We start from the raw sequence: 22,222 nt of genomic DNA on the forward strand, positions 1-22,222 counted from the left end.
TGGAATGCATGCCAATTTATTCAACCAAAGCGCTAGTAAAAAAGGTGTTTTTTTGCACAATCTACACTCCAATAATGGGCGTTACAAACGCTACATAAAAGCCCCTTTAAGATATGGGGGGCAAGTCTTTAGCTGTAGGGTTAATAGTGGAGTATATACCTAATGGTGTGCGTAGGATTATTAGCCCTTTTATAGGTGGGGGGAGCGTGGAAATTGCATGCGCGACAGAGTTGGGTTTAGAAGTGTTGGGCTTTGATATTTTTGACATTTTAGTGAATTTTTATCAAGTGTTGCTCAAAGACAAACAAGCTCTTTATAATAATTTGCTCTCTTTAGAACCTACGCAAGAAACTTACAACATTATCAAACAAGAGTTAAAAGCCCATTATAAAAAAGAATGCGTTTTAGACCCTTTAATTTTGGCTAGAGATTATTACTTTAACTTTAATTTAAGCTATGGGCCAGGATTTTTAGGGTAGATGAGTAAAATTTACACTGACAAACAACGCTATCTAAACACCCTTTTAAAAATTAAAGATTTTAATGCCCCTAGTTTAAAGGTGGAATGCTCTAGTTTTGAAGAAGTGTTGCTCGCTTATCCTAATGATTTTTTCTATCTTGACCCTCCTTATGTGTTAGAAAATTCTAAAATGTTTAAGGGGATTTATCCTATGCGTAATTTTCCTATCCACCATAATGGTTTTAAACATGAAATATTGCTCACATGCTAAAAAGGCATAAAGGGCCATTTATTTTAAGTTATAATGACTGCGAATTTGTAAGGAATGCTTATAAAGATTTTAAAATTTTAGAGCCATCTCGGCAATACACTATGGGACAAGGCGAGATCAGAATGGGTAAAAATCGCTTAGAAAGAGGCGATAGTAACCATGTCAAACAATCTCATGAGTTATTGATTATCAAGGAGTAAAAATGCATATTAGCGAAGTCAAAACTGCCTTTAAAATCGCTGATGTAGAATACGTGAAAGACAGCACAAAGTTAAATTTTAACTATCTTAAGGATTTAAAAGATGAAAATAATCAATCTTTATCTCAAAATATTTTAACTCAAAATGTGGCTAGAGTGTATTTAATTGTAGTGAATGGTGAGATTAAAAAAATTGGTGGCTCTCAAGCAGATGGTGGGATTAAAAGCACGCTCAATATTTATAAAGATGGGGGAGTCAAAGGGAGGCCTAATATTAGAAGTTTTGGCGTGTGGTATTTTCTTTATCACACAATACTCACAGGGGCTAAAATAGAATTTTATATGATTTATCAGCCTAATTTTGAAACTCAAGTGAAAGGCTTGTTTGGTTTTTGTGCAATCAAAGATGCAAGCATAAGCTATAAACTTTTAGAGCAAGCTTGCCTGACGGATTATAGAAACAATAGCAATGACGCATTACCCAAATGGAATGTGCAAGAGCAAGGCAAAGATTGGCCAAATGATATTAAAGATGAGCATGCCAATATCACTCAAAAAGCTCAAAACAGAGAAAAGGCCGTCCATAGAAAAGCGATTGACAAACCTAAGTAATATAAAATAAGGAGATTCTCATGGGTGTGTTTTTGAATAATAGCATTAAAATGTGGTAGATGGATTGAATGTTCGTTATTTTTTGCCCAACATTCAGCGTGAGTGTGTGCGGCTCAAAAAAGAGAAGAAGTGTTTTTAGTGGGCGCGCTCAAAAGCTTTAAACAAAAATTCTACTCCCCCAAACCCATAAAAACGCATTTCTTCAATCAACTTATATTTTGATTTGCCTTAGCCTTTTTATTGCCTTCTGCTAAAAGTGATCCCATAAACTTCATTCCTGATTTGGAATAAGGGATCAGTAGGGGCTTCCACGCCTTTAGGGAGATCGGCTGGGAAATACACATCTTTATTGCAACCCATTCCTTCGTATTTTTCAACTTTCAATGTCCCTACCAGTAATTCCTTGTGTTTGCCTTTCCAAAGCGCAGTCGTGTCGTTGGTGGCATCATTTTTATTCGCAAACACCAGATACATTTGGTATTCTACGGGTTTAGTTTTAAGGTGTTGTTGGAATGAAGAAAGCAGATAATTTGAATCTTTTTGCTTTAATTCTTGGGGGTTAAGATACTTGATGCCGTCTTTAGGCACAAATTTCCATCTCGCAGGCAATAATTTTTCTTTCTTATCTTTAAACTTGAACGCATGCACGCTATAATAAGGCGTGTTAGCCACGCTTGAGCTAATCCCTATCGTTTTTGTGTAAGCGACAAAATTCTTATAAGAGGGGACTTCTTCATAAAGCTTTTTGATTCTTGCTTCATCCACCTTGCCATTTTTAGGGATTCTCATTTCAAAAAATTGGGCGAATTCGTTAGGGTTTTTGGCAAAATTGATTTCTGTATTGAGCATCACCATTGTCCAGCTAGCGTTTTGATTTTCTAATTTTAACGCCATTCCCCTAACTTTGCTTTTATCGTCCATCGCCACGCCTCCTAAAGAATACCTTACAGACGCAGGGATTTCTTTTTCATTGAGTAATGGCACATCTAAATCCTCTCTTGCTTGCGGGTTAGGGAGGAACACGCCTTTAGCGCAAAACCCCTTAGTGTGGTTGATTTTCATTTTAGGCTCTTTGGCGTTGAGTTTGTAGAAAATATCCGCAATCTCTTCAGCGCTCACTTCATGGGCTTTTAAAAAACCCAAGCTAAAAACCAAACACAAGCTCAAACCAATTTTTTTCATTCTTGATCCTTATTATTAATATAAAACAATGCTTTATTGTATCAGTAAATTCCCTATTTGGCCTTAAAAAAGCCTTTTTAAATATCTTATTAGGATATTAAAAGATTATCCTATCCATTTGCATGCGATGAGCAAGCTTTTAAGGATAAACTTGCGTTTTAAATTTTGTAATTTTTAAGAAAAATTAGCTTGATTTTAAACTAATTCTATATTCTTTTATGCTACAATTACTTCTACAGAGTAATTTATCTATTCTCAGGTAAAGTAAGGAAGAGGAATGAAATTAAAGAAACGAAAAGTTGTAGCTACATTGCTAAAGCGTTTTACCTTGCCATTATTGTTCACTACGGGTTCATTAGGGGCGGTTACTTATGAAGTGCATGGGGATTTTATCAACTTCTCCAAAGTGGGTTTTAACCATTCGCCTATTAACCCTGTTAAAGGTATCTATCCCACGGAAACTTTTGTTAACCTTACGGGTAAACTAGAGGGGTCTGTGCATTTAGGTAGGGGATGGACCGTGAATTTAGGCGGTGTTTTGGGCGGACAAGTTTATGATAGCACTAGGTATGATAGGTGGGCAAAGGATTTTACCCCCCCAAGCTATTGGGATAAAACTTCTTGCGGCACTGATTCTTTGAGCCTTTGTATGAATGCCACTAAAATGTGGCAGCAATCAGGGCCAGGTGGAGTCATTAACCCTAGAGGTATTGGTTGGGAATATATGGGTGAGTGGAACGGCTTGTTCCCTAACTACTATCCGGCTAACGCCTACTTGCCTGGGGGTTCAAGACGCTATGAAGTTTATAAAGCGAATCTCACCTATGATAGCGACAGGGTTCATATGGTAATGGGTCGCTTTGATGTTACGGAGCAGGAGCAAATGGATTGGGTTTACCAATTGTTCCAAGGTTTTTATGGGACTTTCAAGCTCACGAATAAGATGAAGTTCTTGCTTTTTAGCTCTTGGGGTCGTGGTATCGCTGATGGTCAATGGTTGTTCCCTATCTATCGTGAAAAGCCTTGGGGTATTCATAAAGCCGGTATTATTTATCGCCCTACAAAGAATTTAATGATCCACCCTTATGTGTATCTTATCCCAGAAGTAGGCACATTGCCCGGTTTTAAAGTAGAGTATGATACCAATCCTGAGTTTAGAGGGATAGGCATGAGAAACAGAACGACTTTCTATGCGTTGTATGACTATCGTTGGAATAACGCTGAATACGGTCGTTACGCACCCGCTCGTTATAACACTTGGGATCCGTTCTTGGATAATGGTAAGTGGCGTGGCTTGCAAGGTCCTGGTGGTGCGACGCTCTTTTTACGCCACCATATAGATATTAACAACTACTTTGTGGTTGGTGGTGCTTATCTCAACATTGGTAACCCTAACATGAACTTAGGTACTTGGGGTAACATCATCGCTGTGGATGGTATCGAACAATGGGTTGGCAGTATCTACAGCTTAGGGTTTGCGGGGATTGACAACATTACCGATGCTGATGCGTTCACCGAGTATGTTAAAGGTGGAGGTAAGCATGGTAAGTTCAGTTGGAGCGTTTATCAGCGCTTCACCACTGCACCAAGGGCTTTGGAATATGGTATCGGTATGTATTTAGACTATCAGTTCAGCAAGCATGTTAAAGCGGGTCTCAAACTCGTATGGTTAGAGTTCCAAATCCGTGCGGGTTACAACCCTGGAACTGGTTTCCTTGGGCCAAACGGGCAACCGCTTAACTTGAATAATGGTTTGTTTGAATCTTCTGCGTTCGCGCAAGGTCCTCAAAACATGGGCGGTATCGCAAAAAGCATCACTCAAGATAGAAGCCATTTGATGACACACATTAGTTATAGTTTCTAAGAGAGTTTCCCTATATCTCTTAGATATGCCTTTTTTGTATTTTTATTTTAATATCTTTGGGAGTTAGGGTTTTGGAAGTTAAGAAATATTTTTCTTACTCTCTATTTTTTTTGCTTTTTTCTAGTCTTTTTTTGTCCAAACTTCAAGCTTATAAATTCAACATGAGCATTGTTGGAAAGGTGAGCAGCTATACCAAGTTTGGTTTTAACAACCAAAGATACCAGCCTTCTAAAGACATTTATCCTACAGGTAGCTACACTTCTTTACTCGGCGAATTGAATTTGAGCATGGGGTTATACAAGGGTTTGAGAGCGGAAGTGGGGGCTATGATGGCAGCGCTTCCCTATGACTCTACCGCCTATCAAGGCAACAATATCCCTAATGGCCAGCCCGGCTCTAGGACCGATCCTTTTGGAGCGGGTATCTTTTGGCAATATATTGGTTGGTATGCAGGGCATAGTGGTTTGCAAGTGCAAAAACCTCGTTTAGCCATGGTGCATAACGCTTTTTTGAGCTACAACTACAAAAAAGACAAATTCAGTTTTGGCGTGAAAGGGGGGCGCTATGATGCTGAAGAGTATGATTGGTTCACTTCTTACACTCAAGGGGTTGAAGGCTTCGTCAAATATAAAGACACCAGGTTAAGGGTGATGTATTCAGACGCTAGGGCTTCAGCGTCAAGCGACTGGTTTTGGTATTTTGGGCGCTACTATACAAGCGGTAAGGCTCTAATGATTGCGGATTTGAAATATGAAAAAGACAACCTAAAAATCAACCCTTATTTTTATGCGATCTTTCAAAGAATGTATGCGCCAGGCATTAATATCACTTATGACACCAACCCTAATTTCAACAATAAAGGCTTTCGTTTTGTAGGCACTTTCGTGGGGTTTTTCCCCATTTTTGCCACTCCAGCCAATCAGAATGATATTATCCTCTTCCAACAAGTGCCGTTAGGAAAAAGCGGGCAAACTTATTTCTTCCGCACCCGTTTTTACTATAACAAGTGGCAATTTGGGGGCAGTGTCTATAAAAATATCGGTAACGCTAACGGTGATATAGGTATTTATGGGGATCCTTTGGGGTATAATATCTGGACGAATAGTATTTACGACGCAGAAATTAACAATATTGTTGGCGCTGATGTTATCAACGGGTTTTTGTATGTAGGCTCACAATATAGAGGGTTTAGTTGGAAAATTTTAGGCCGTTGGACGGATAGCCCAAGGGCTGATGAAAGGAGTCTTGCACTCTTTTTGAGTTATTTTTCTAATAGGTATAATATTAGAATGGATTTAAAACTAGAATATTATGGCAATATCACCAAAAAAGGCTATTGTATTGGGTATTGTGGCATGTATGTTCCAGTCGATCCTAACGGGCCTGGGACACAGCCTTTAACGCACAATGTGTATTCTGACAGGAGCCATATAATGTTTAATATCACTTATGGTTTTAGGATTTACTAGCATTTTATCCTTAATGGATATTTTTGATTAGCCTTTTTAAAATATGGAAAGGCTCTGCTCCAATCAAATATTAATACTCAAAAAGCCTTATTTAACTTTATTATTCAATATTTACTATAACACCCCTCAAAGAATTTGGCAAGAATTACCCCGAGTTTGCCCTAAAGCCTAAGGAAGCGTTAGAGAAATTATTACAAGAGAAAAACGGAAAAGTCGCAGGCACAGCGTTTAGGGATGATTTAGGAGGGATTGATTTTGTTTGGGGAACGCCAAAGACTAAAGACAGCGTAGGTTATGGGTTAGCGCACATATTAGAAAAGCGAGAAAAACAATACAAAAAGTTAGGATTAACAAAAGAACAAGCCGAAGAAAGGACTAACGAACTACTTAATGAAATCCCTAACATTCTACAAAAAGGAACTAAAGAAGAAGACAGGCCAGGTTATGCGGTTATTACTCTAAACAATTCAAAAGTAATTTTAAGTAAGTTTAAGGGAGATAACGAACTAAAAAATCATTATATGATTACAAGTTTTGAAAGAGATGAAAAGGTTTTAAGGGAGTTAGATACCATTGCGACACTATCTAACGATTACAGAGATGGCATCAACTATAGCACCTCAAACCTTAAAACTAATCCTACCACAAACCCGCTAAAAACGCAAAATTTAAGCCCATTAGAACAAGCTAACGCCGAAAAGCTTGCCAAGTTAGAAAGCGAGAAGCTAGAAAGCGAAAAAGAATTTACACGCTTAAAAGAGCAAGAGATAAAACGCAAAGAAGCTTTAAAAAAGAAATTAGAACACGAGCGAGGCAATGCAGGAAACATTGAAAGTCAGACTAAAATAGAAGTAGGAGAGGATATACCCACACACACACAAACGCAAATCCCTAAAAGCCGAGTTCGGTTGAATGAAAGAGAGATTTACGATCTAGATTATGCGATCGTGAAAGCAAAAGATTTAAAACCAAGCTTTACCACAGGCGGGACGCAAAAACGCACGGACATGAACGAAGAACAGATTAAAAGCATTGCTGAGAATTTTGATCCTAAAAAGATATTTGGGAGTGGAGGTTTTGAAGATTTACCGATCGTTTTACACGACGGCCAAGTGATCGCAGGGAACCACCGAGTCCAAGGCATGCTAAATTTCACGCCTAAAAGCCGTTTTGCTTACGAAAGAGCGATCAAGGAATATTATCACATAGATTTAAAGCCGGACGAGCTATTAGTGCGCTTGCCTTCTAAACGCTTAAACAACACCGAGATCAACAATTTAGCGGCTTCATCTAATCAAGGCCGCTTCAATAGCGAGAGCGATCATGCGATAGCGGTTTTAATCCACTACGAGCCTAAATTAAAAGAATTAGAAACCCAATTAAACGCTGATAGCATTTACTCATTAAAAAATATCGTTGCTAAAAATCTTAATTTTGATAAGGCTACTCATCCTAATGTAACCGATAGCAACCTAGCCCTTTTAATGTTTAACATGCCACGCACTAAAACGCAAGGGATAGAGTTATTAAACCGCTGGCAGAAAGAATTTACAAACGATATTAAAAGCTATGAAAAAGTGAAAAAAATGTTTGTAGATAATGCGGGCAGTTTTCACAATTTAATCCATGATATGAGTTTTCCTAATGTGAGCTTAAACGCTTATCTAAGCAATATTATGGATCGCAGTTTTGCGAATTTAAAGAATTATCAAAGCACAAGCGAAAGCCTGAAAGATTTGAGCGAAAAATTCTATAAAACGAGTTCGTTAGACATGTTTGAAAAGAGCGATCAAAGCGTGAGCGATATAAGCGAGATTTTAGGAGCAAGCGTAGCACGATTTGCGAGGTTTGATGATCCGAGCAAAGCGTTATTTGAAGCCTTAAGAAGCGATAACATTAAAAAAGGTTTGAAAGAATTCAAGATCGCAGATGTTACAAAAGACATGTTCGATCCTAATAGTAAGGAATTTAAAGACATTGATATTTACGATTTCACGCATTACCTTTTAATGGCCAATAGAGAGCCTAATGAAAATAACCCTACCTTAAAGCGCTTAATACAAGCCGTTAAGGACAGGCAAAAAGAAAACGAGAAAACGATTAAACCAAAACTTGAAACGCCTAGCGAATGGGGACATAATTATAGCGAGTTTAAAAATGATGGTTTAGGAGCGATCAACAAGCTTTTAGAAACTAAAAAAGGTTTTGTAGCGGGAGCGTTTCATAAGGAAGGTTTAGGGGATATTGATTTAGTTTGGGGAACGCCAAAGACTAAAGATAGCGACGGTTATGGATTAGCGCATATATTAGAGCGTAGAATATCTAACGAGATGAAGAAAGGCTTAAGTGAAGCAGAAGCTAAAGAATACGCCTTAAATATCGTTAAATCAATCCCTGAAGTGTTAGAGAAAGGCACTAAAGGGACGGATAGTTTAGGGCGTGTGTTTGTAGATTATGGGAATAAGAGAGTAGGTTTAAATAATGAGTGGAAAAATGAAAAATTAGAAAATCATTGGGTGATAAGCAGTTATGAATTGTATGATACAGAGAAGCAAGCGTTACGGTCTACTCCGCAAGCAATCACTAAAGAAAAGGCATTTAATTCTTTAAACTCTGTAGAACCTAATCATACCACAAAAAATTAAGTATAAGGAATAACATGAACTACCCTAATCTACCTAATAGCGCTTTAGAGATAAGCGAACAACCACAGGTTAAAGAAACCACTAACGAGCTTTTAAAGCAATTGCAAAACGCTTTAAATTCTAATACTCATTTTAGCGAACAAGTGGAACTAAGCCTTAAAGGCATTGTTAGGATTTTAGAAGTGCTTTTAAGTTTGGATTTTTTCAAAAACGCCAACGAGATTGATAGCAGTTTGAGAAACTCCATTGAATGGCTTAGTAACGCCGGCGAAAGCTTGAAAATTAAAATGAAAGAATACGAAAGCTTTTTTAGCGATTTCAATACGAGCATGCGTGCTAACGAGCAAGAAGTAACCAACACCTTAAACGCTAACGCATAAAAACATTTTTATTTAAAAAAGGCTGTATCAATCACAAGGAAATGTAATCCACTTCTTTGGGTCTTTGATGGTTAGCAATGAGTTGCTTACAAGTCGCAACACCTTCTGAAGTGCCAACCATTAATAGCTTGGATTCGCTTGCGATGATCGTTTCTCCATCAGGCATGGGGATGTATTTGCCATCTTTTTGAGTGATACCAATCACAAACGCTTTAGCGATCTCTCTAAAATGGGCTTCTTTTAATTTCCTTAACACAAGCCAGCTGGTTTTAGGGACAATCACTTCTTCTAAGTCTAAAAGCGTGTCTTTTTTATTGATAAAACGCTCTAAGATATTTTCCATATCCGGACGCACCGCCATCGCACTCACTCTCTGAGCCATGAGTTTTGTAGGGGAAACCACCATATCAGCCCCTAATTTTTTTAATTTTTCTAAGCCTTCATCGCTATGCGCACTCGCAATGATGTAGTAAGGTTTGCGCTTTAATTCCTTTTCAAACAAGCGCACGCTCACCATCAACGCCACATTCACCGGTAAAATCTTAGACAAAGCCACAACGCCCCTAGCGCTGCTTAAGTGGGTTTTGAGCATGGCTAAATTGGTGTGCGGATCTCCTATGATATAGTAGGGGTATTTGTGCTTAATGGCTTCTTCTTCAAAACTAGGGTCATTATCCACGACCACAAAAGGGATCTGAGCGGAGCGGAATTGCTTGCTCAATTCAATGGTGTATTCGTTGTGGTAACAAATCACATAATGATCCTTAAGGCGCGCGATTTTATAAATCATACCTTTCTCCTTAATCAATCTGGTAAGCGTGCCTTTATTGACCACGCTAACTAAAATAGCCACGCTAAAGGCAATAATTCCTGCCCCAAAAAACATTAAAATGGAAGTTAAAAAAATACTTATAGGCCCAAACTGGCTTTCATTTAAAGCACCAAACCCTGTAGCTGTCATGGTGTAAGTCGTTTGAAAGAAAGCTTGCATAAGGCTATAATTTTCTAGGGCGAAATATCCTAGAGTGCCTAAAAGCACGAGTAATTGGATTAAAATAAGCGGGAGTCTAAAGACCTTAAATTGCTCATAGATTTCAGAATTTAAATTGACTTCTGGCTGATTTTCATCGTCTTTTTTGATTTTAAAAAATTTCAACTTTTCAAACAAAACCAATTCCTAGATCAAAATAAATTCTTTTGAAAGCGTTTCATTTTTAAACTCCCTTAAAATATCAAGCCCAATCGCACTAGAATTGATGCTTAATAAAGAAGTTTAGTTTTAAGGGTTTTTAAAGATGTTATAAAAACCCTAAACGGCTAAGCCCCTTTACGCATGGTTCTTAAAGTGGAAGCAGCCACCTTAATGCGTTTAGTCGTGCCGTCGTCCAATTGGATCTTAATGGATCGCAAGTTAGGGAGTAAGCGGCGTTTGTTTTTGTTGTTCGCATGACTGACATGATTGCCTACCATAGGCCCTTTAAAAGTTAAAGCACATCTTTTTGCCATTGTGTATCCTTAAATATTGAAATAAACTTTGCATTATACTTAAAATAGCCTTTAAAAAGACTGATTTTAAGGCTAATTTTTAAATGGTTCGTTTAAGAACTACTTTTTTTGAGGCATAGAACTTTTAAAGCCTTTCATTCTATCAATCGCCTCTTTGTATTGAGAAATATTTTTTTCTGTCAATTCCGTTACGGCTTTTTTCATGATTAAAGCGTATATTTTGTTTAAAATCTGATGGATCGCATCTTCTTTATTCTTTTCTAAATCTTCATGGATAATGCTGTTTGAAGAATTAAACCCTCCAGAATTACTCTGTTTGTAAGTATAGGTTATTGCCTGAAAAGTTCCCACTTCCACAGCAAAATCATGGACTACACGATTGCTTTCTGGCTCATAAAAACTAAACCACACAGAGCCTGAGCTTTGATCCACTAGTGTGCCTAAATTAGGATTATTGGGATATTTTAAATTCATTTTCAAATCTTCTAAAACGCCCACCCACCCTTTCACATCTAAAACAGCAAAAAGCTTTCTTTTATCCTGTAAAGTTAAAGTGCTTTCATCTTTAAAAAAGAGCGTTTGATAGCCTCTTTTTTCAAAAATAGTTTGGATTTGATTGATTAAAGCGTCTTGAAACTTATCAATATAGGGTTTTAGATTATCGCTCACTTGAATGCGCGGCGCTAAAATACCGATCAAACGATAATTTTGTGGGGCTTGGGCGACATGCAAAGAGTAGTTAAAATTGAATGGCGTTACTTTTTGAGTGGTTTGGATTTTTTCATTAATTTGAATGGGTTTTTCTTGTTGGTTTTGGGGTTTTACTTCAGCAACTGGTTTAATCGCGCAGCCAATCAACACGCTTGAAAGCCCCAAAGAAATTAGCGTTTTAAAACAAAGTCTTTGAGAAAAAAATAAACGCTTAAAAAAGAAACAATTCATGAAACACTCCCAAAAATTAAGTTATAGCGTGATTATACTTTAACTCATGCTGATTTTAAGCGAGTCAATTTGCGCTACAATTTTCTTTTTTCTAAATTTCAAGCATGGCGATTTTAGGGGATTTTATGCTCTATTCTTTATTATATGGCTATTTTAATATCAATCTTTTCCAGTATTTGACCTTTAGAGCAGGGTTAGGGTTTTTCATAGCTTTTTTCCTCACGCTTTTTTTAATGCCTAAATTCATTTTATGGGCCAAGGCTAAAAAGGCTAACCAGCCCATTTCTAGCTTCGTGCCAAGCCACCAGAATAAAAAGGATACCCCTACGATGGGGGGGATTGTTTTTGTTTTTGCAACCATTGTTGCGAGCGTGTTGTGCGCGTCTTTGAGTAATCTTTATGTGTTGTTAGGGCTAATCGTGTTAGTGGGCTTTAGTTTTGTGGGTTTTAGAGACGATTACACTAAAATCAACCAACAAAATAACGCTGGAATGAGCGCAAAAATGAAATTTGGCATGCTTTTTGTCCTTTCGCTTGTGGTGTCTGTTTTGTTGAGCCTTAAGGGATTGGACACTTTTTTATACGCGCCTTTTTTGAAAAACCCCTTGTTTGAAATGCCCACGATTTTAGCAGTTGGTTTTTGGGTGTTGGTTTTTTTATCCACGAGCAATGCGGTGAATTTAACCGATGGGTTAGACGGCTTAGCGAGCGTGCCTAGCATTTTCACCCTCTTAAGCCTTTCTATCTTTGTGTATGTGGCAGGGAATGCGGAATTTTCTAAATATTTGCTCTATCCTAAAGTCATAGATGTGGGGGAATTGTTTGTTGTATCGCTGGCGTTAGTGGGATCGCTCTTTGGCTTTTTGTGGTATAACTGCAACCCGGCAAGCGTGTTTATGGGCGATAGCGGGAGTTTGGCCTTAGGAGGGTTTATCGCTTATAACGCTATTGTTTCGCATAATGAAATTTTATTGGTTTTAATGGGATCGATTTTTGTGGTAGAAACTTTGTCTGTGATCTTGCAAGTAGGGAGTTATAAAACCCGTAAAAAACGCCTTTTTTTAATGGCGCCTATCCACCATCATTTTGAGCAAAAGGGTTGGGCAGAAAATAAGGTGATCGTGCGTTTTTGGATCATTTCCATGCTGAGTAATTTAGTCGCTCTTTTAAGCTTGAAGGTGCGTTAAAATGAAAATCTCTTTATTGGGGCATGGCAAAACCACTCTAGCCCTAGGGCGTTTTTTTAGAAAAAACCATAACGAAGTCAAATTTTTTGATGACCAATTCACTGCATCTTTTAAAGATAGCGAGGGTTTTGTTTGCTATCCCAGTAAGGATTTCAACCCTAATGATTCCCAACTAGAGATAGTCAGCCCTGGCATTAGCTTCACGCACCCTTTAGTCATAAAAGCCAAGCATTTAGTGAGCGAATACGATTATATTGATAGCTTGTTTGATTTGGTTTTCACGCCTACTATAATAAGTGTTAGCGGCACTAATGGTAAAACCACCACGACAGAAATGCTCACCATGCTTTTAGAAGATTTTAAGGCTGTGAGTGGGGGGAATATCGGCACGCCCTTGATTGAATTGTTTGAAAAACAATCGCCCTTGTGGGTGTTAGAAACAAGCTCCTTTTCTTTGCATTACACTAATAAGGCTTACCCTTTAATCTACTTGCTCATCAATGTGGAAGCTGATCATTTGACCTGGCATTGCAATTTTGAAAATTATTTGAACGCTAAACTCAAGGTTTTAACATTGATGCCTAAAACTTCACTCGCTATCCTCCCTTTAAAATTCAAAGAACATTCAAGCGTTCAAAACTCGCAAGCACAAAAAATCTTTTTTGACAAAAGCGAAGAGGTTTTAGAGTGTTTAAAAATCCCTTCTAACGCCCTTTTTTTTAAGGGAGCGTTTTTATTAGACGCTGTATTAGCCCTTTTAGTTTATGAGCAATTTTTAAAAATAAAGAATTTAAAATGGCAAGATTATAGAGAAAACGCCCTTAAAAGACTGAACGCTTTTAAAATCGGCTCGCATAAAATGGAAGAATTTAGGGATAAACAAGGGCGTTTGTGGGTAGATGACAGCAAAGCCACAAACATTGATGCCACCTTACAAGCTCTAAAAACCTTTAAAAACCAAAAAATCCATTTGATTTTAGGGGGCGATATTAAAGGGGTCAATTTAACCCCCCTTTTTGAAGAATTTAAAAATCATGAAGTAAGCCTTTATGCGATAGGATCAAGCGCTTTTATCATTCAAGCCTTAGCGTTAGAATTTAATGTTTCTTGTCGGGTTTGTTTGGAGTTAGAAAAAGCGGTTCAAGAAATTAAAAGCGTTTTATCGCAAAATGAAATCGCTTTGCTTTCCCCCAGTGCGGCCAGTTTGGATCAATTTTCTTCGTATAAAGAAAGGGGTGAAAAATTTAAAGCGTTTGTTTTAAAAGATTAAAGCGTTTGAACCACTTTGTCTAATTGTGAAATTTTTTGAAAAATTTCGTTCCGTTCTGCTTCATTTAAAACTTCCATAGAAACATTAAAACTATAAAATTTAGCGTTTTTAGAAGTGTTTTTTAATTCCAATTTAAAGGGGCGTTGGTAGGTTTCTAAAAGCTCTTTTAACACGCTTTCATCTTTAGTAGTCATAATCACCCTATAATCCCAAAGACAAGGGTAAATAATGGTGGGTTTTCCTGAATCAGATGGCATTGAACAGCTCCTTAAACAATTTAGGAATGGCAATAGGGCTGTATGTAGAGCGATTGACAAAGCCAAACTTGATTTCTGAAGCAAAGACTTTAAAAGGCTTCATAGGCTCTAAAGAAGCGTTTTGGATACAATAAATTTCTTGAAAAAGCACCACAAAAACCTTTCTTAATTCTTTAATTTGCGTTCTTATTTCTAAGACCTGCCCAAGGCTTGCGGGGGTGAAAAAATCCGCTTTGATAGAGCGGATAACAAACACGCCTTCTTCATTTTCTGGCAAGACATTTTGTTTAAAAAAAAACTCGCTCCTAGCCCTTTCGCAATATTTCAAATAATTCGCATGATAGACCACGCCTTCAGAGTCGGTATCTTCGTAATATACCCTACAGCGCATTGATTCCCCTTACTTAAATAATGAAATTTTCTTAAAATTATACAATATGTAACTTAACTATAGTATAATAGTATAATCCAGGGGCATTGCTTTATATTTTTTTTAGGTATTTTTAAAGTGGTTTTTTCTTAAATCTTAAGATCTTTAAAGATTTTAGAAAACTAATACAGCAATAGTTGGACGATTAAAGACATTGCTCTTTAATTTTAATCATTTACAAGGAGGTTGATAGTTTAAAAATGGGTAATCATTTTTCCAAATTAGGATTTGTTTTAGCGGCCTTAGGGAGTGCGATTGGTTTAGGGCATATTTGGCGTTTCCCCTATATGACTGGGGTGAGCGGTGGGGGTGCTTTTGTTTTATTGTTTTTATTTTTATCTTTAAGCGTTGGTGCGGCGATGTTTATCGCTGAAATGCTATTAGGACAAAGCACGCAAAAAAATGTAACAGAAGCTTTTAAAGAGCTTGACACTAACCCTAAAAAACACTGGAAATACGCAGGGCTTTTGCTTATTTCTGGGCCTTTAATACTGACTTTTTATGGCACGATTTTAGGTTGGGTGCTTTATTATTTAGTGGATATTAGTTTTAATTTGCCTAACAGCATCCAAGCATCTGAACAAATCTTTAATGATACCTTACAATCCATTAGATTACAATCCATTGGACTTCTTAGTGTTTTATTAATAACCGGATGGATCGTTTCTAGGGGGATTAAAGAAGGCATTGAAAAACTCAATTTGGTTTTAATGCCCTTACTCTTTGCTACTTTTTTTGGTTTGCTTTTCTATGCGATGAGCATGGATTCTTTTTCTAAAGCTTTTCATTTCATGTTTGATTTCAAACCAAAAGATTTGACTTCTCAAGTGTTCACTTATTCCTTGGGGCAGGTTTTCTTTTCTTTAAGCATAGGTTTAGGGATCAATGTTACTTATGCTGCGGTTACTGATAAAACGCAGAATTTGCTTAAAAGCACTATTTGGGTGGTTTTATCAGGGATTTTGATTTCTCTTGTGGCAGGGCTTATGATTTTCACTTTTGTGTTTGAATATGGGGCGAATGTCTCACAAGGCACAGGGTTAATCTTCACTTCTTTACCGGTGGTTTTTTTGGCCAAATGGGAGCGATAGGTATTCTTGTTTCAGTTCTTTTCTTGCTCGCGCTCGCTTTTGCTGGCATCACTTCTACGGTGGCTTTATTAGAGCCAAGCGTGATGTATCTTACCGAAAGGTATCAATACTCTCGTTTTAAGGTTACTTGGGGTCTTGTAGCGCTAATTTTTATCGTAGGCGTGGTGTTGATTTTTTCGCTTCATAACGATTATAAAGACTCACTCACTTTTTTTGAAAAAAGTCTTTTTGATTGGTTGGATTTTGCCTCAAGCACCATCATCATGCCTTTAGGCGGGATGGCAACCTTTATTTTTATGGGCTGGGTTTTGAAAAAAGAAAAATTGCGTCTTTTGAGCGCACACTTTTTAGGCCCTAAATTGTTTGCAACTTGGTATTTCTTGCTTAAATATATCACCCCTTTAATTGTGTTTTCCATCTGGTTGAGCAAGATTTATTAAAAAATATTTGGCATGGGAAAATTTTCTAAATTAGGCTTTATTTTAGCCACTTTAGGTAGCTCTATCGGTTTAGGGCATATCTGGCGCTTTCCTTATATGGTAGGTCATAATGGGGGGAGTGCGTTTGTGCTTTTATATCTAGCGCTAACCTTGAGTTTAGGCATTGCTATGCTTTTAGTGGAAATGCTGATTGGAAATATGGGTAAAAAAGATGTTGTTTCTAATTATCAAATACTAGATCCTAAAAGGGAAAAATATTACCCTTTCACTTCTTTTTTTATTTTAGGCGGCCCTCTCATTTTATCCTTTTATGCGGTGGTGTTAGGCTGGGTGCTTTACTATCTTTTTGTGGTAACTTTTGATTTGCCTAAAGATTTAGAGCAAGCTAAAATGCAATTTAGCATGCTCCAAAATGGCAGTTTAATCTGGCCTGTTATTGGCTTTAGCGCATGCTTATTGCCGACAATATGGTTTGTTTCTAGGGGGATTGAAGAGGGGATTGAAAAATTAAATGTAGTGCTTATGCCGTTATTGTTTGTGATTTTCATAGGGCTTTTAATCTATGCGATGACTTTAGAAAGCATGCCTAAAGCTTTGCACTTTTTATTTAATTTTGAGATTCAAAAGATTGATTTTAAGGTTGTTATGGACGCTTTAGGGCAGATGTTCTTTTCTTTGAGTTTGGGGGTAGGCACGATTATTACTTATTCAGCTTTCACGCCCAAAAAAGAAAATCTATTCAAAAGCTCTTTATTTATTGTCTTGCCCGGTATTTTAATCTCTTTGATTGCCGGGGTGATGATTTTTACCTTTGTGTTTGAATACCATGCAGATGTGTCTCAAGGGCCAGGGCTTGTTTTTATTTCCTTGCCTTTGACTTTCGCTAAAATGGGCATGAGCGGGCAGATTGTCTCGCTTTTTTTCTTTATGGCGCTTGTTTTTGCCGGGATCACTTCCACGGTTTCTTTGATAGAGCCTTTAGCACTTTATCTCATCAATCGTTTTAACTTTTCGCGCATTCAAGCGTCGCTATGGATAGGGATTGTTGTGTATGTTTTAGGCGTTTTAGTCATTCTTTCTATGAATGAACGATACGCTAAGTTTTTGAGTTTTGCTCATAAGAGCGTGTTTGGATGGTTGGATTTCATCACTTCTTCATTTTTAATGCCTTTGGGAGGCTTGTTTTCAGTCTTGTTTATAGGATGGATTTTAAATAAAAAGCGCTCTTTTTTAGCCACGAAGCATTTCTTTAACGCAAACGCTTTTAAAGCGTGGCATTTTAGCGTTCGTTTTATCGCGCCTGTAGTGATTTTAGCGATTTTCATCTTGCAATTTAAGTGAAATAAGGATGCTTGATGAAAAGCATTTTGCTCTTTATGATTTTTGTAGTTTGTCAGTTAGAAGGCAAAAAATTTTCACAAGATAATTTTAAGGTGGATTATAACTACTATTTGCGCAAACAGGATTTGCACATCATTAAAACGCAAAACGATTTGTCCAATGCCTGGTATCTCCCTCCACAAAAAGCCCCCAAAGAACATTCTTGGGTGGATTTTGCTAAAAAATATTTAAACATGATGGATTATCTAGGCACTTATTTTTTGCCTTTTTATCATAGTTTTACCCCCATTTTTCAATGGTACCACCCCAATATCAACCCGTACCAACGCAATGAGTTTAAGTTCCAAATTAGTTTTAGAGTGCCTGTATTTAGGCATATTCTTTGGACTAAAGGCACGCTTTATCTGGCTTATACTCAAACTAACTGGTTTCAAATTTACAATAACCCCCAATCCGCTCCCATGCGAATGATCAATTTCATGCCTGAACTCATTTATGTTTATCCTATCAATTTTGAACCTTTTGGGGGTAAAATAGGGAAATTTTCTGAGATTTGGATAGGTTGGCAACACATTTCTAATGGCGTGGGGGGCGCGCAATGTTATCAGCCTTTTAATAAAGAAGGCAATCCCGAAAACCAGTTTCCAGGACAACCTGTAATCGTTAAAGATTATAACGGGCAAAAAAATGTGCGCTGGGGGGGGTGCCGTTCGGTGAGCGCGGGGCAACGCCCTGTGTTTCGTTTGGTGTGGGAAAAGGGAGGCTTGAAAATCATGGTCGCTTATTGGCCCTATATCCCTTATGATCAATCCAACCCTAATTTGATTGATTACATGGGGTATGGTAACGCTAAAGTTGATTACAGGAGAGGGCGCCACCATTTTGAATTGCAACTTTATGATATTTTCACGCAATACTGGCGTTATGATCGCTGGCATGGAGCTTTCCGCTTAGGCTATACCTACCGCATTAACCCTTTTGTGGGGATTTATGCGCAGTGGTTTAACGGCTATGGCGATGGCTTGTATGAATACGATGTTTTTTCCAATCGTATAAGGGTAGGAATACGCTTAAACCCTTAAAAAGCGTTCTTTTATGCTATAATTAAGACCAAAAATTCAAGGGGATTATTCAGCTATGAAAATCAGTGTTAGTAAAAACGATTTAGAAAATGCTTTGCGCTACTTGCAAGCTTTTTTGGATAAAAAGGACGCTTCTTCTATCGCTTCACACATCCATTTAGAAGTCATTAAAGATAAGCTTTTTTTGAAAGCTAGCGATTCAGATATTGGGCTAAAAAGCTATATTTTTACGCAATCTAGCGATAAAGAGGGCGTTGGCACGATCAATGGGAAAAAGTTTTTGGATATTATCTCATGCTTAAAAGACTCTAATATTATTTTAGAGACTAAAGATGACAGCTTGGTGATCAAACAAAATAAAAGCTCTTTCAAACTCCCCATGTTTGACGCTGATGAGTTCCCTGAATTCCCTGTTATTGAGCCAAAAGTGAGTTTAGAAGTCAATGCCCCCTTTTTAACAGATGCGTTTAAAAAGATCGCTCCTGTGATTGAGCAAACCAGCCATAAAAGGGAATTAGCCGGTATTTTAATGCAATTTGATCAAAAATATCAAACCCTTTCAGTAGTAGGCACGGATACCAAACGGCTCTCTTACACGCAGTTAGAAAAAGTCTCTATCCATTCCACTGAAGAAGACATCTCTTGTATTTTACCTAAAAGAGCTTTATTGGAAATCCTTAAGCTTTTTTATGAAAATTTCAGTTTTAAAAGCGATGGCATGTTAGCGGTGGTTGAAAACGAAACGCACACTTTTTTCACCAAGCTCATTGATGGGAATTACCCTGATTATCAAAAAATCCTCCCTAAAGAATATCTTTCTTCTTTCACTTTAGGCAAGGAAGAATTTAAAGAGAGCATTAAATTGTGCAGTTCTTTAAGCTCCACTATTAAACTCACTTTGGAAAAAAACAACGCTTTGTTTGAATCTTTGGATTCTGAGCATAGCGAAACGGCTAAAACCTCTGTTGAGATTGAAAAAGGTTTGGATATTGAAAAAGCCTTTTATTTGGGCGTGAACGCGAAATTTTTCCTTGAAGCCTTAAACGCTTTAGGGACAACGCAATTTGTTTTAAAGTGCAATGAGCCTTCTTCGCCTTTTTTGATCCAAGAGCCTCTTGATGAAAAGCAAAACCACTTGAGCGCTAAAATTTCCACTTTGATGATGCCAATCACATTATAAAGGCTGATTGAATGCAAAATTACCAGAGCCATAGTATCAAGGTTTTAAAAGGCTTAGAGGGGGTTAGGAAACGCCCTGGAATGTATATTGGCGATACCAATGTGGGTGGGTTGCACCACATGGTGTATGAAGTCGTGGATAACGCTGTAGATGAGAGCATGGCGGGTTTTTGCGATACGATTAATATCACTTTGACTGATGAGGGTTCATGCATTGTAGAAGATAACGGGCGAGGCATTCCTATAGATATTCACCCCACGGAAAAAATCCCCGCTTGCACCGTGGTTTTAACGATTTTGCATGCGGGGGGCAAGTTTGATAACGATACTTATAAAGTTTCAGGCGGTTTGCATGGCGTGGGCGTTTCGGTTGTGAACGCTTTAAGCAAACGCTTGATTATGACCATTAAAAAAGAGGGTCAAATCTATCGCCAGGAGTTTGAAAAGGGTATCCCCATTAGCGAGCTTGAAATCATTGGCAAAACCAAAAGCGCTAAAGAAAGTGGCACAACTATTGAATTTTTCCCTGATGAAAGCGTGATGGAAGTCGTTGAATTTCAAGCGGGTATTTTGCAAAAGCGCTTCAAAGAAATGGCGTATCTTAATGACGGCTTAAAAATTTCTTTCAAAGAAGAAAAAACCCAACTGCAAGAGACTTATTTCTATGAAGACGGCTTGAAACAATTCGTTAAAGACAGCGCTAAAAAAGAATTACTCACCCCCATTATTTCGTTTAAAAGCATGGATGAAGAAACGCGCACTTCTATAGAAGTCGCTCTAGCGTATGCTGATGATTACAATGAAAACACTTTAAGCTTTGTGAATAACATTAAAACTTCTGAGGGCGGCACGCATGAAGCGGGCTTTAAAATGGGCTTGTCTAAGGCGATTTTACAATATATTGATGAAAACATTAAGACAAGAGAATCGCGCCCCATCTCTGAAGACATTAAAGAGGGGTTGATCGCTGTTGTGAGCTTGAAAATGAGCGATCCTTTATTTGAAGGGCAGACTAAATCCAAACTCGGCAGTTCGTATGCGCGCACGTTGGTTTCAAAATTAGTCTATGATAAAATCCATCAATTTTTAGAAGAAAACCCTAACGAAGCCAAAATCATTGCCAATAAAGCCCTTTTAGCCGCAAAAGCCAGAGAAGCCAGTAAAAAAGCCAGAGAGCTTACAAGGAAAAAAGATAATTTGAGTGTCGGCACTTTGCCTGGAAAATTAGCCGATTGCCAGAGTAAAGACCCCTTAGAGAGCGAAATCTTTTTAGTGGAGGGCGATAGCGCGGGCGGGAGCGCTAAACAAGGGCGCGATAGAGTTTTCCAAGCGATTTTGCCCTTAAAAGGTAAGATTTTAAATGTGGAAAAAAGCCATTTGTCAAAAATCCTAAAATCAGAAGAGATTAAAAACATGATCACGGCTTTTGGGTGCGGCATTCAAGAGAGTTTTGATATAGAAAGATTGCGCTATCATAAAATCATTATCATGACCGATGCTGATGTGGATGGGAGCCATATCCAAACCTTGCTGATGACTTTTTTCTATCGTTATTTACGCCCGCTGATTGAACAAGGGCATGTTTATATCGCTCAAGCCCCTCTTTACAAATACAAGAAAGGCAAGACAGAAATCTATCTTAAAGACAGCGTCGCTTTGGATCATTTCTTAATTGAGCATGGCATCAATTCGGTGGATATTGAAGGGATTGGCAAGAACGATTTGATGAATTTGTTAAAAGTGGCGCGCCATTACCGCTACGCGCTTTTGGAATTAGAAAAACGCTACAATTTTCTAGAAATTTTACGCTTTTTGATTGAAACTAAGGACGCCTTAAGCTTTGATATGAAAATTTTAGAAAAAAGCATTTTGGAAAAATTAGAGGGCTTGAATTACCAGATCTTACGCTCTTTTGCTACTGAAGAAAGCTTGCATTTGCATGCGCAAACCCCTAAAGGCTTGGTGGAATTTAACCTAGATGACAACCTCTTTAAAGAAGTGTTGTTTGAAGAAGCGAATTACACTTACCAAAAGCTTATGGAGTATAATTTAGACTTCTTAGAAAATAAGGATATTTTGGCGTTTTTAGAAGAAGTGGAAAATCACGCTAAAAAGGGAGCGAATATCCAGCGTTATAAGGGGCTAGGCGAGATGAACCCCAATGATTTGTGGGAAACGACCATGCATAAAGAAAACCGCAGTTTAATCAAACTCAAGATTGAAGATTTAGAAAAAACCGATGCAGTCTTTTCGCTTTGCATGGGCGATGAGGTAGAGCCTAGAAGAGCCTTTATCCAAGCGCATGCTAAAGATGTGAAGCAGCTAGATGTGTAAGAGATTTTGATTAGAACCCCTAAATATTTAAATAAGCGAGAGAGCGTGAATTTAGGGGCTTATTACACGCCCTGTTATTGA

The 22,222-nt window shown here is 37.8% G+C and carries 17 protein-coding genes and 3 pseudogenes; 14 read left to right on the top strand and 6 right to left on the bottom strand.

Annotated features, from left to right (window positions below):
- The first annotated feature begins 4 nt into the window (after nucleotides 1-4).
- From P6280_RS04080 to P6280_RS04090, 3 genes and pseudogenes are all read left to right on the top strand, one after another.
- A pseudogene (locus P6280_RS04080) lies at nucleotides 5-931 on the top strand (DNA adenine methylase).
- Between the two features lie 2 nt (nucleotides 932-933).
- Complete coding sequence (locus P6280_RS04085) at nucleotides 934-1,542, top strand: GIY-YIG nuclease family protein (protein ID WP_283237071.1); 609 nt, start codon at nucleotides 934-936, stop codon at nucleotides 1,540-1,542.
- 20 nt (nucleotides 1,543-1,562) lie between these two features.
- Nucleotides 1,563-1,672 (top strand): annotated as a pseudogene (locus P6280_RS04090) (DUF262 domain-containing protein); the annotation flags it as partial.
- Between the two features lie 107 nt (nucleotides 1,673-1,779).
- On the opposite strand, the gene P6280_RS04095 reads toward P6280_RS04090, so the two are convergent.
- Nucleotides 1,780-2,724 carry a catalase family peroxidase gene (locus tag P6280_RS04095; RefSeq protein ID WP_283237072.1) on the bottom strand — a complete coding sequence of 315 codons (945 nt, stop codon included), beginning with the start codon at nucleotides 2,722-2,724 and terminating at the stop codon, nucleotides 1,780-1,782.
- Between the two features lie 277 nt (nucleotides 2,725-3,001).
- On the opposite strand from P6280_RS04095, the gene hofC reads away from it, so the two are divergent.
- From hofC to P6280_RS04115, 4 genes are all read left to right on the top strand, one after another.
- Entirely contained in the window at nucleotides 3,002-4,588 is a 1,587-nt protein-coding gene (gene hofC, locus P6280_RS04100) for an outer membrane beta-barrel protein HofC (RefSeq protein WP_033582579.1), read from the top strand.
- A 71-nt stretch (nucleotides 4,589-4,659) separates the two neighbouring features.
- A complete protein-coding gene (gene hofD, locus P6280_RS04105; protein WP_000453233.1) occupies nucleotides 4,660-6,057 on the top strand; it encodes an outer membrane beta-barrel protein HofD in 1,398 nt (465 codons plus the stop codon).
- Between the two features lie 107 nt (nucleotides 6,058-6,164).
- Nucleotides 6,165-8,702, top strand: a complete 2,538-nt coding sequence (locus P6280_RS04110; RefSeq protein WP_283237458.1) for a putative barnase/colicin E5 family endoribonuclease — start codon at nucleotides 6,165-6,167, stop codon at nucleotides 8,700-8,702.
- Nucleotides 8,703-8,716: 14 nt separating this feature from the next.
- Nucleotides 8,717-9,082 (top strand): hypothetical protein, encoded by a 366-nt coding sequence (locus tag P6280_RS04115; protein ID WP_283237073.1) that lies wholly within the window; start codon nucleotides 8,717-8,719, stop codon nucleotides 9,080-9,082.
- A gap of 31 nt (nucleotides 9,083-9,113) precedes the next feature.
- On the opposite strand, the gene P6280_RS04120 is transcribed toward P6280_RS04115, so the two are convergent.
- The 3 genes from P6280_RS04120 to P6280_RS04130 all read right to left on the bottom strand — a co-directional run bounded on the left by P6280_RS04120 (nucleotide 9,114) and on the right by P6280_RS04130 (nucleotide 11,530).
- Nucleotides 9,114-10,250: a potassium channel family protein gene (locus P6280_RS04120; protein ID WP_000462009.1), complete on the bottom strand. Its 1,137-nt coding sequence runs from the start codon at nucleotides 10,248-10,250 to the stop codon at nucleotides 9,114-9,116.
- Between the two features lie 149 nt (nucleotides 10,251-10,399).
- Complete coding sequence (gene rpmB, locus P6280_RS04125) at nucleotides 10,400-10,588, bottom strand: 50S ribosomal protein L28 (RefSeq protein WP_001119000.1); 189 nt, start codon at nucleotides 10,586-10,588, stop codon at nucleotides 10,400-10,402.
- Between the two features lie 99 nt (nucleotides 10,589-10,687).
- Nucleotides 10,688-11,530 (bottom strand): HpaA family protein, encoded by an 843-nt coding sequence (locus P6280_RS04130; protein WP_283237074.1) that lies wholly within the window; start codon nucleotides 11,528-11,530, stop codon nucleotides 10,688-10,690.
- Nucleotides 11,531-11,655: 125 nt separating this feature from the next.
- Between P6280_RS04130 and mraY the strand changes: the two genes are divergently transcribed.
- Nucleotides 11,656-12,717 carry a phospho-N-acetylmuramoyl-pentapeptide-transferase gene (gene mraY, locus P6280_RS04135; protein ID WP_096398420.1) on the top strand — a complete coding sequence of 354 codons (1,062 nt, stop codon included), beginning with the start codon at nucleotides 11,656-11,658 and terminating at the stop codon, nucleotides 12,715-12,717.
- Between the two features lies 1 nt (nucleotide 12,718).
- Nucleotides 12,719-13,987, top strand: coding sequence for a UDP-N-acetylmuramoyl-L-alanine--D-glutamate ligase (murD, locus tag P6280_RS04140; protein ID WP_283237075.1), 1,269 nt, complete (start codon nucleotides 12,719-12,721; stop codon nucleotides 13,985-13,987).
- Here the strand turns inward: murD and P6280_RS04145 are convergent.
- Nucleotides 13,984-14,244, bottom strand: coding sequence for an HP0495 family protein (locus P6280_RS04145; RefSeq protein WP_283237076.1), 261 nt, complete (start codon nucleotides 14,242-14,244; stop codon nucleotides 13,984-13,986). The two genes, murD and P6280_RS04145, sit on opposite strands and share 4 nt — an antisense overlap.
- On the bottom strand, nucleotides 14,234-14,635 hold the full coding sequence (gene ybgC / locus P6280_RS04150; RefSeq protein WP_001203795.1) for an acyl-CoA thioesterase YbgC: 402 nt from the start codon (nucleotides 14,633-14,635) through the stop codon (nucleotides 14,234-14,236). Before ybgC ends, P6280_RS04145 begins: the two co-directional genes overlap by 11 nt.
- Before the next feature lie 239 nt (nucleotides 14,636-14,874).
- Between ybgC and P6280_RS04155 the strand changes: the two are divergent.
- The 5 genes and pseudogenes from P6280_RS04155 to gyrB all read left to right on the top strand — a co-directional run bounded on the left by P6280_RS04155 (nucleotide 14,875) and on the right by gyrB (nucleotide 22,141).
- Nucleotides 14,875-16,205, top strand: a pseudogene (locus tag P6280_RS04155) (sodium-dependent transporter).
- Between the two features lie 12 nt (nucleotides 16,206-16,217).
- Entirely contained in the window at nucleotides 16,218-17,546 is a 1,329-nt protein-coding gene (locus tag P6280_RS04160; RefSeq protein ID WP_283237077.1) for a sodium-dependent transporter, read from the top strand.
- Nucleotides 17,547-17,560: 14 nt separating this feature from the next.
- Nucleotides 17,561-18,628, top strand: coding sequence for a phospholipase A (locus P6280_RS04165; protein ID WP_283237078.1), 1,068 nt, complete (start codon nucleotides 17,561-17,563; stop codon nucleotides 18,626-18,628).
- Nucleotides 18,629-18,683: 55 nt separating this feature from the next.
- Nucleotides 18,684-19,808: a DNA polymerase III subunit beta gene (dnaN, locus tag P6280_RS04170; protein ID WP_283237079.1), complete on the top strand. Its 1,125-nt coding sequence runs from the start codon at nucleotides 18,684-18,686 to the stop codon at nucleotides 19,806-19,808.
- An 11-nt stretch (nucleotides 19,809-19,819) separates the two neighbouring features.
- Nucleotides 19,820-22,141 carry a DNA topoisomerase (ATP-hydrolyzing) subunit B gene (gene gyrB, locus P6280_RS04175; RefSeq protein ID WP_283237080.1) on the top strand — a complete coding sequence of 774 codons (2,322 nt, stop codon included), beginning with the start codon at nucleotides 19,820-19,822 and terminating at the stop codon, nucleotides 22,139-22,141.
- Nucleotides 22,142-22,222 lie beyond the last annotated feature (81 nt).

The sequence above is a fragment of the Helicobacter sp. 219-2 genome (assembly GCF_030053225.1).
Lineage (GTDB): Bacteria > Campylobacterota > Campylobacteria > Campylobacterales > Helicobacteraceae > Helicobacter > Helicobacter pylori_C.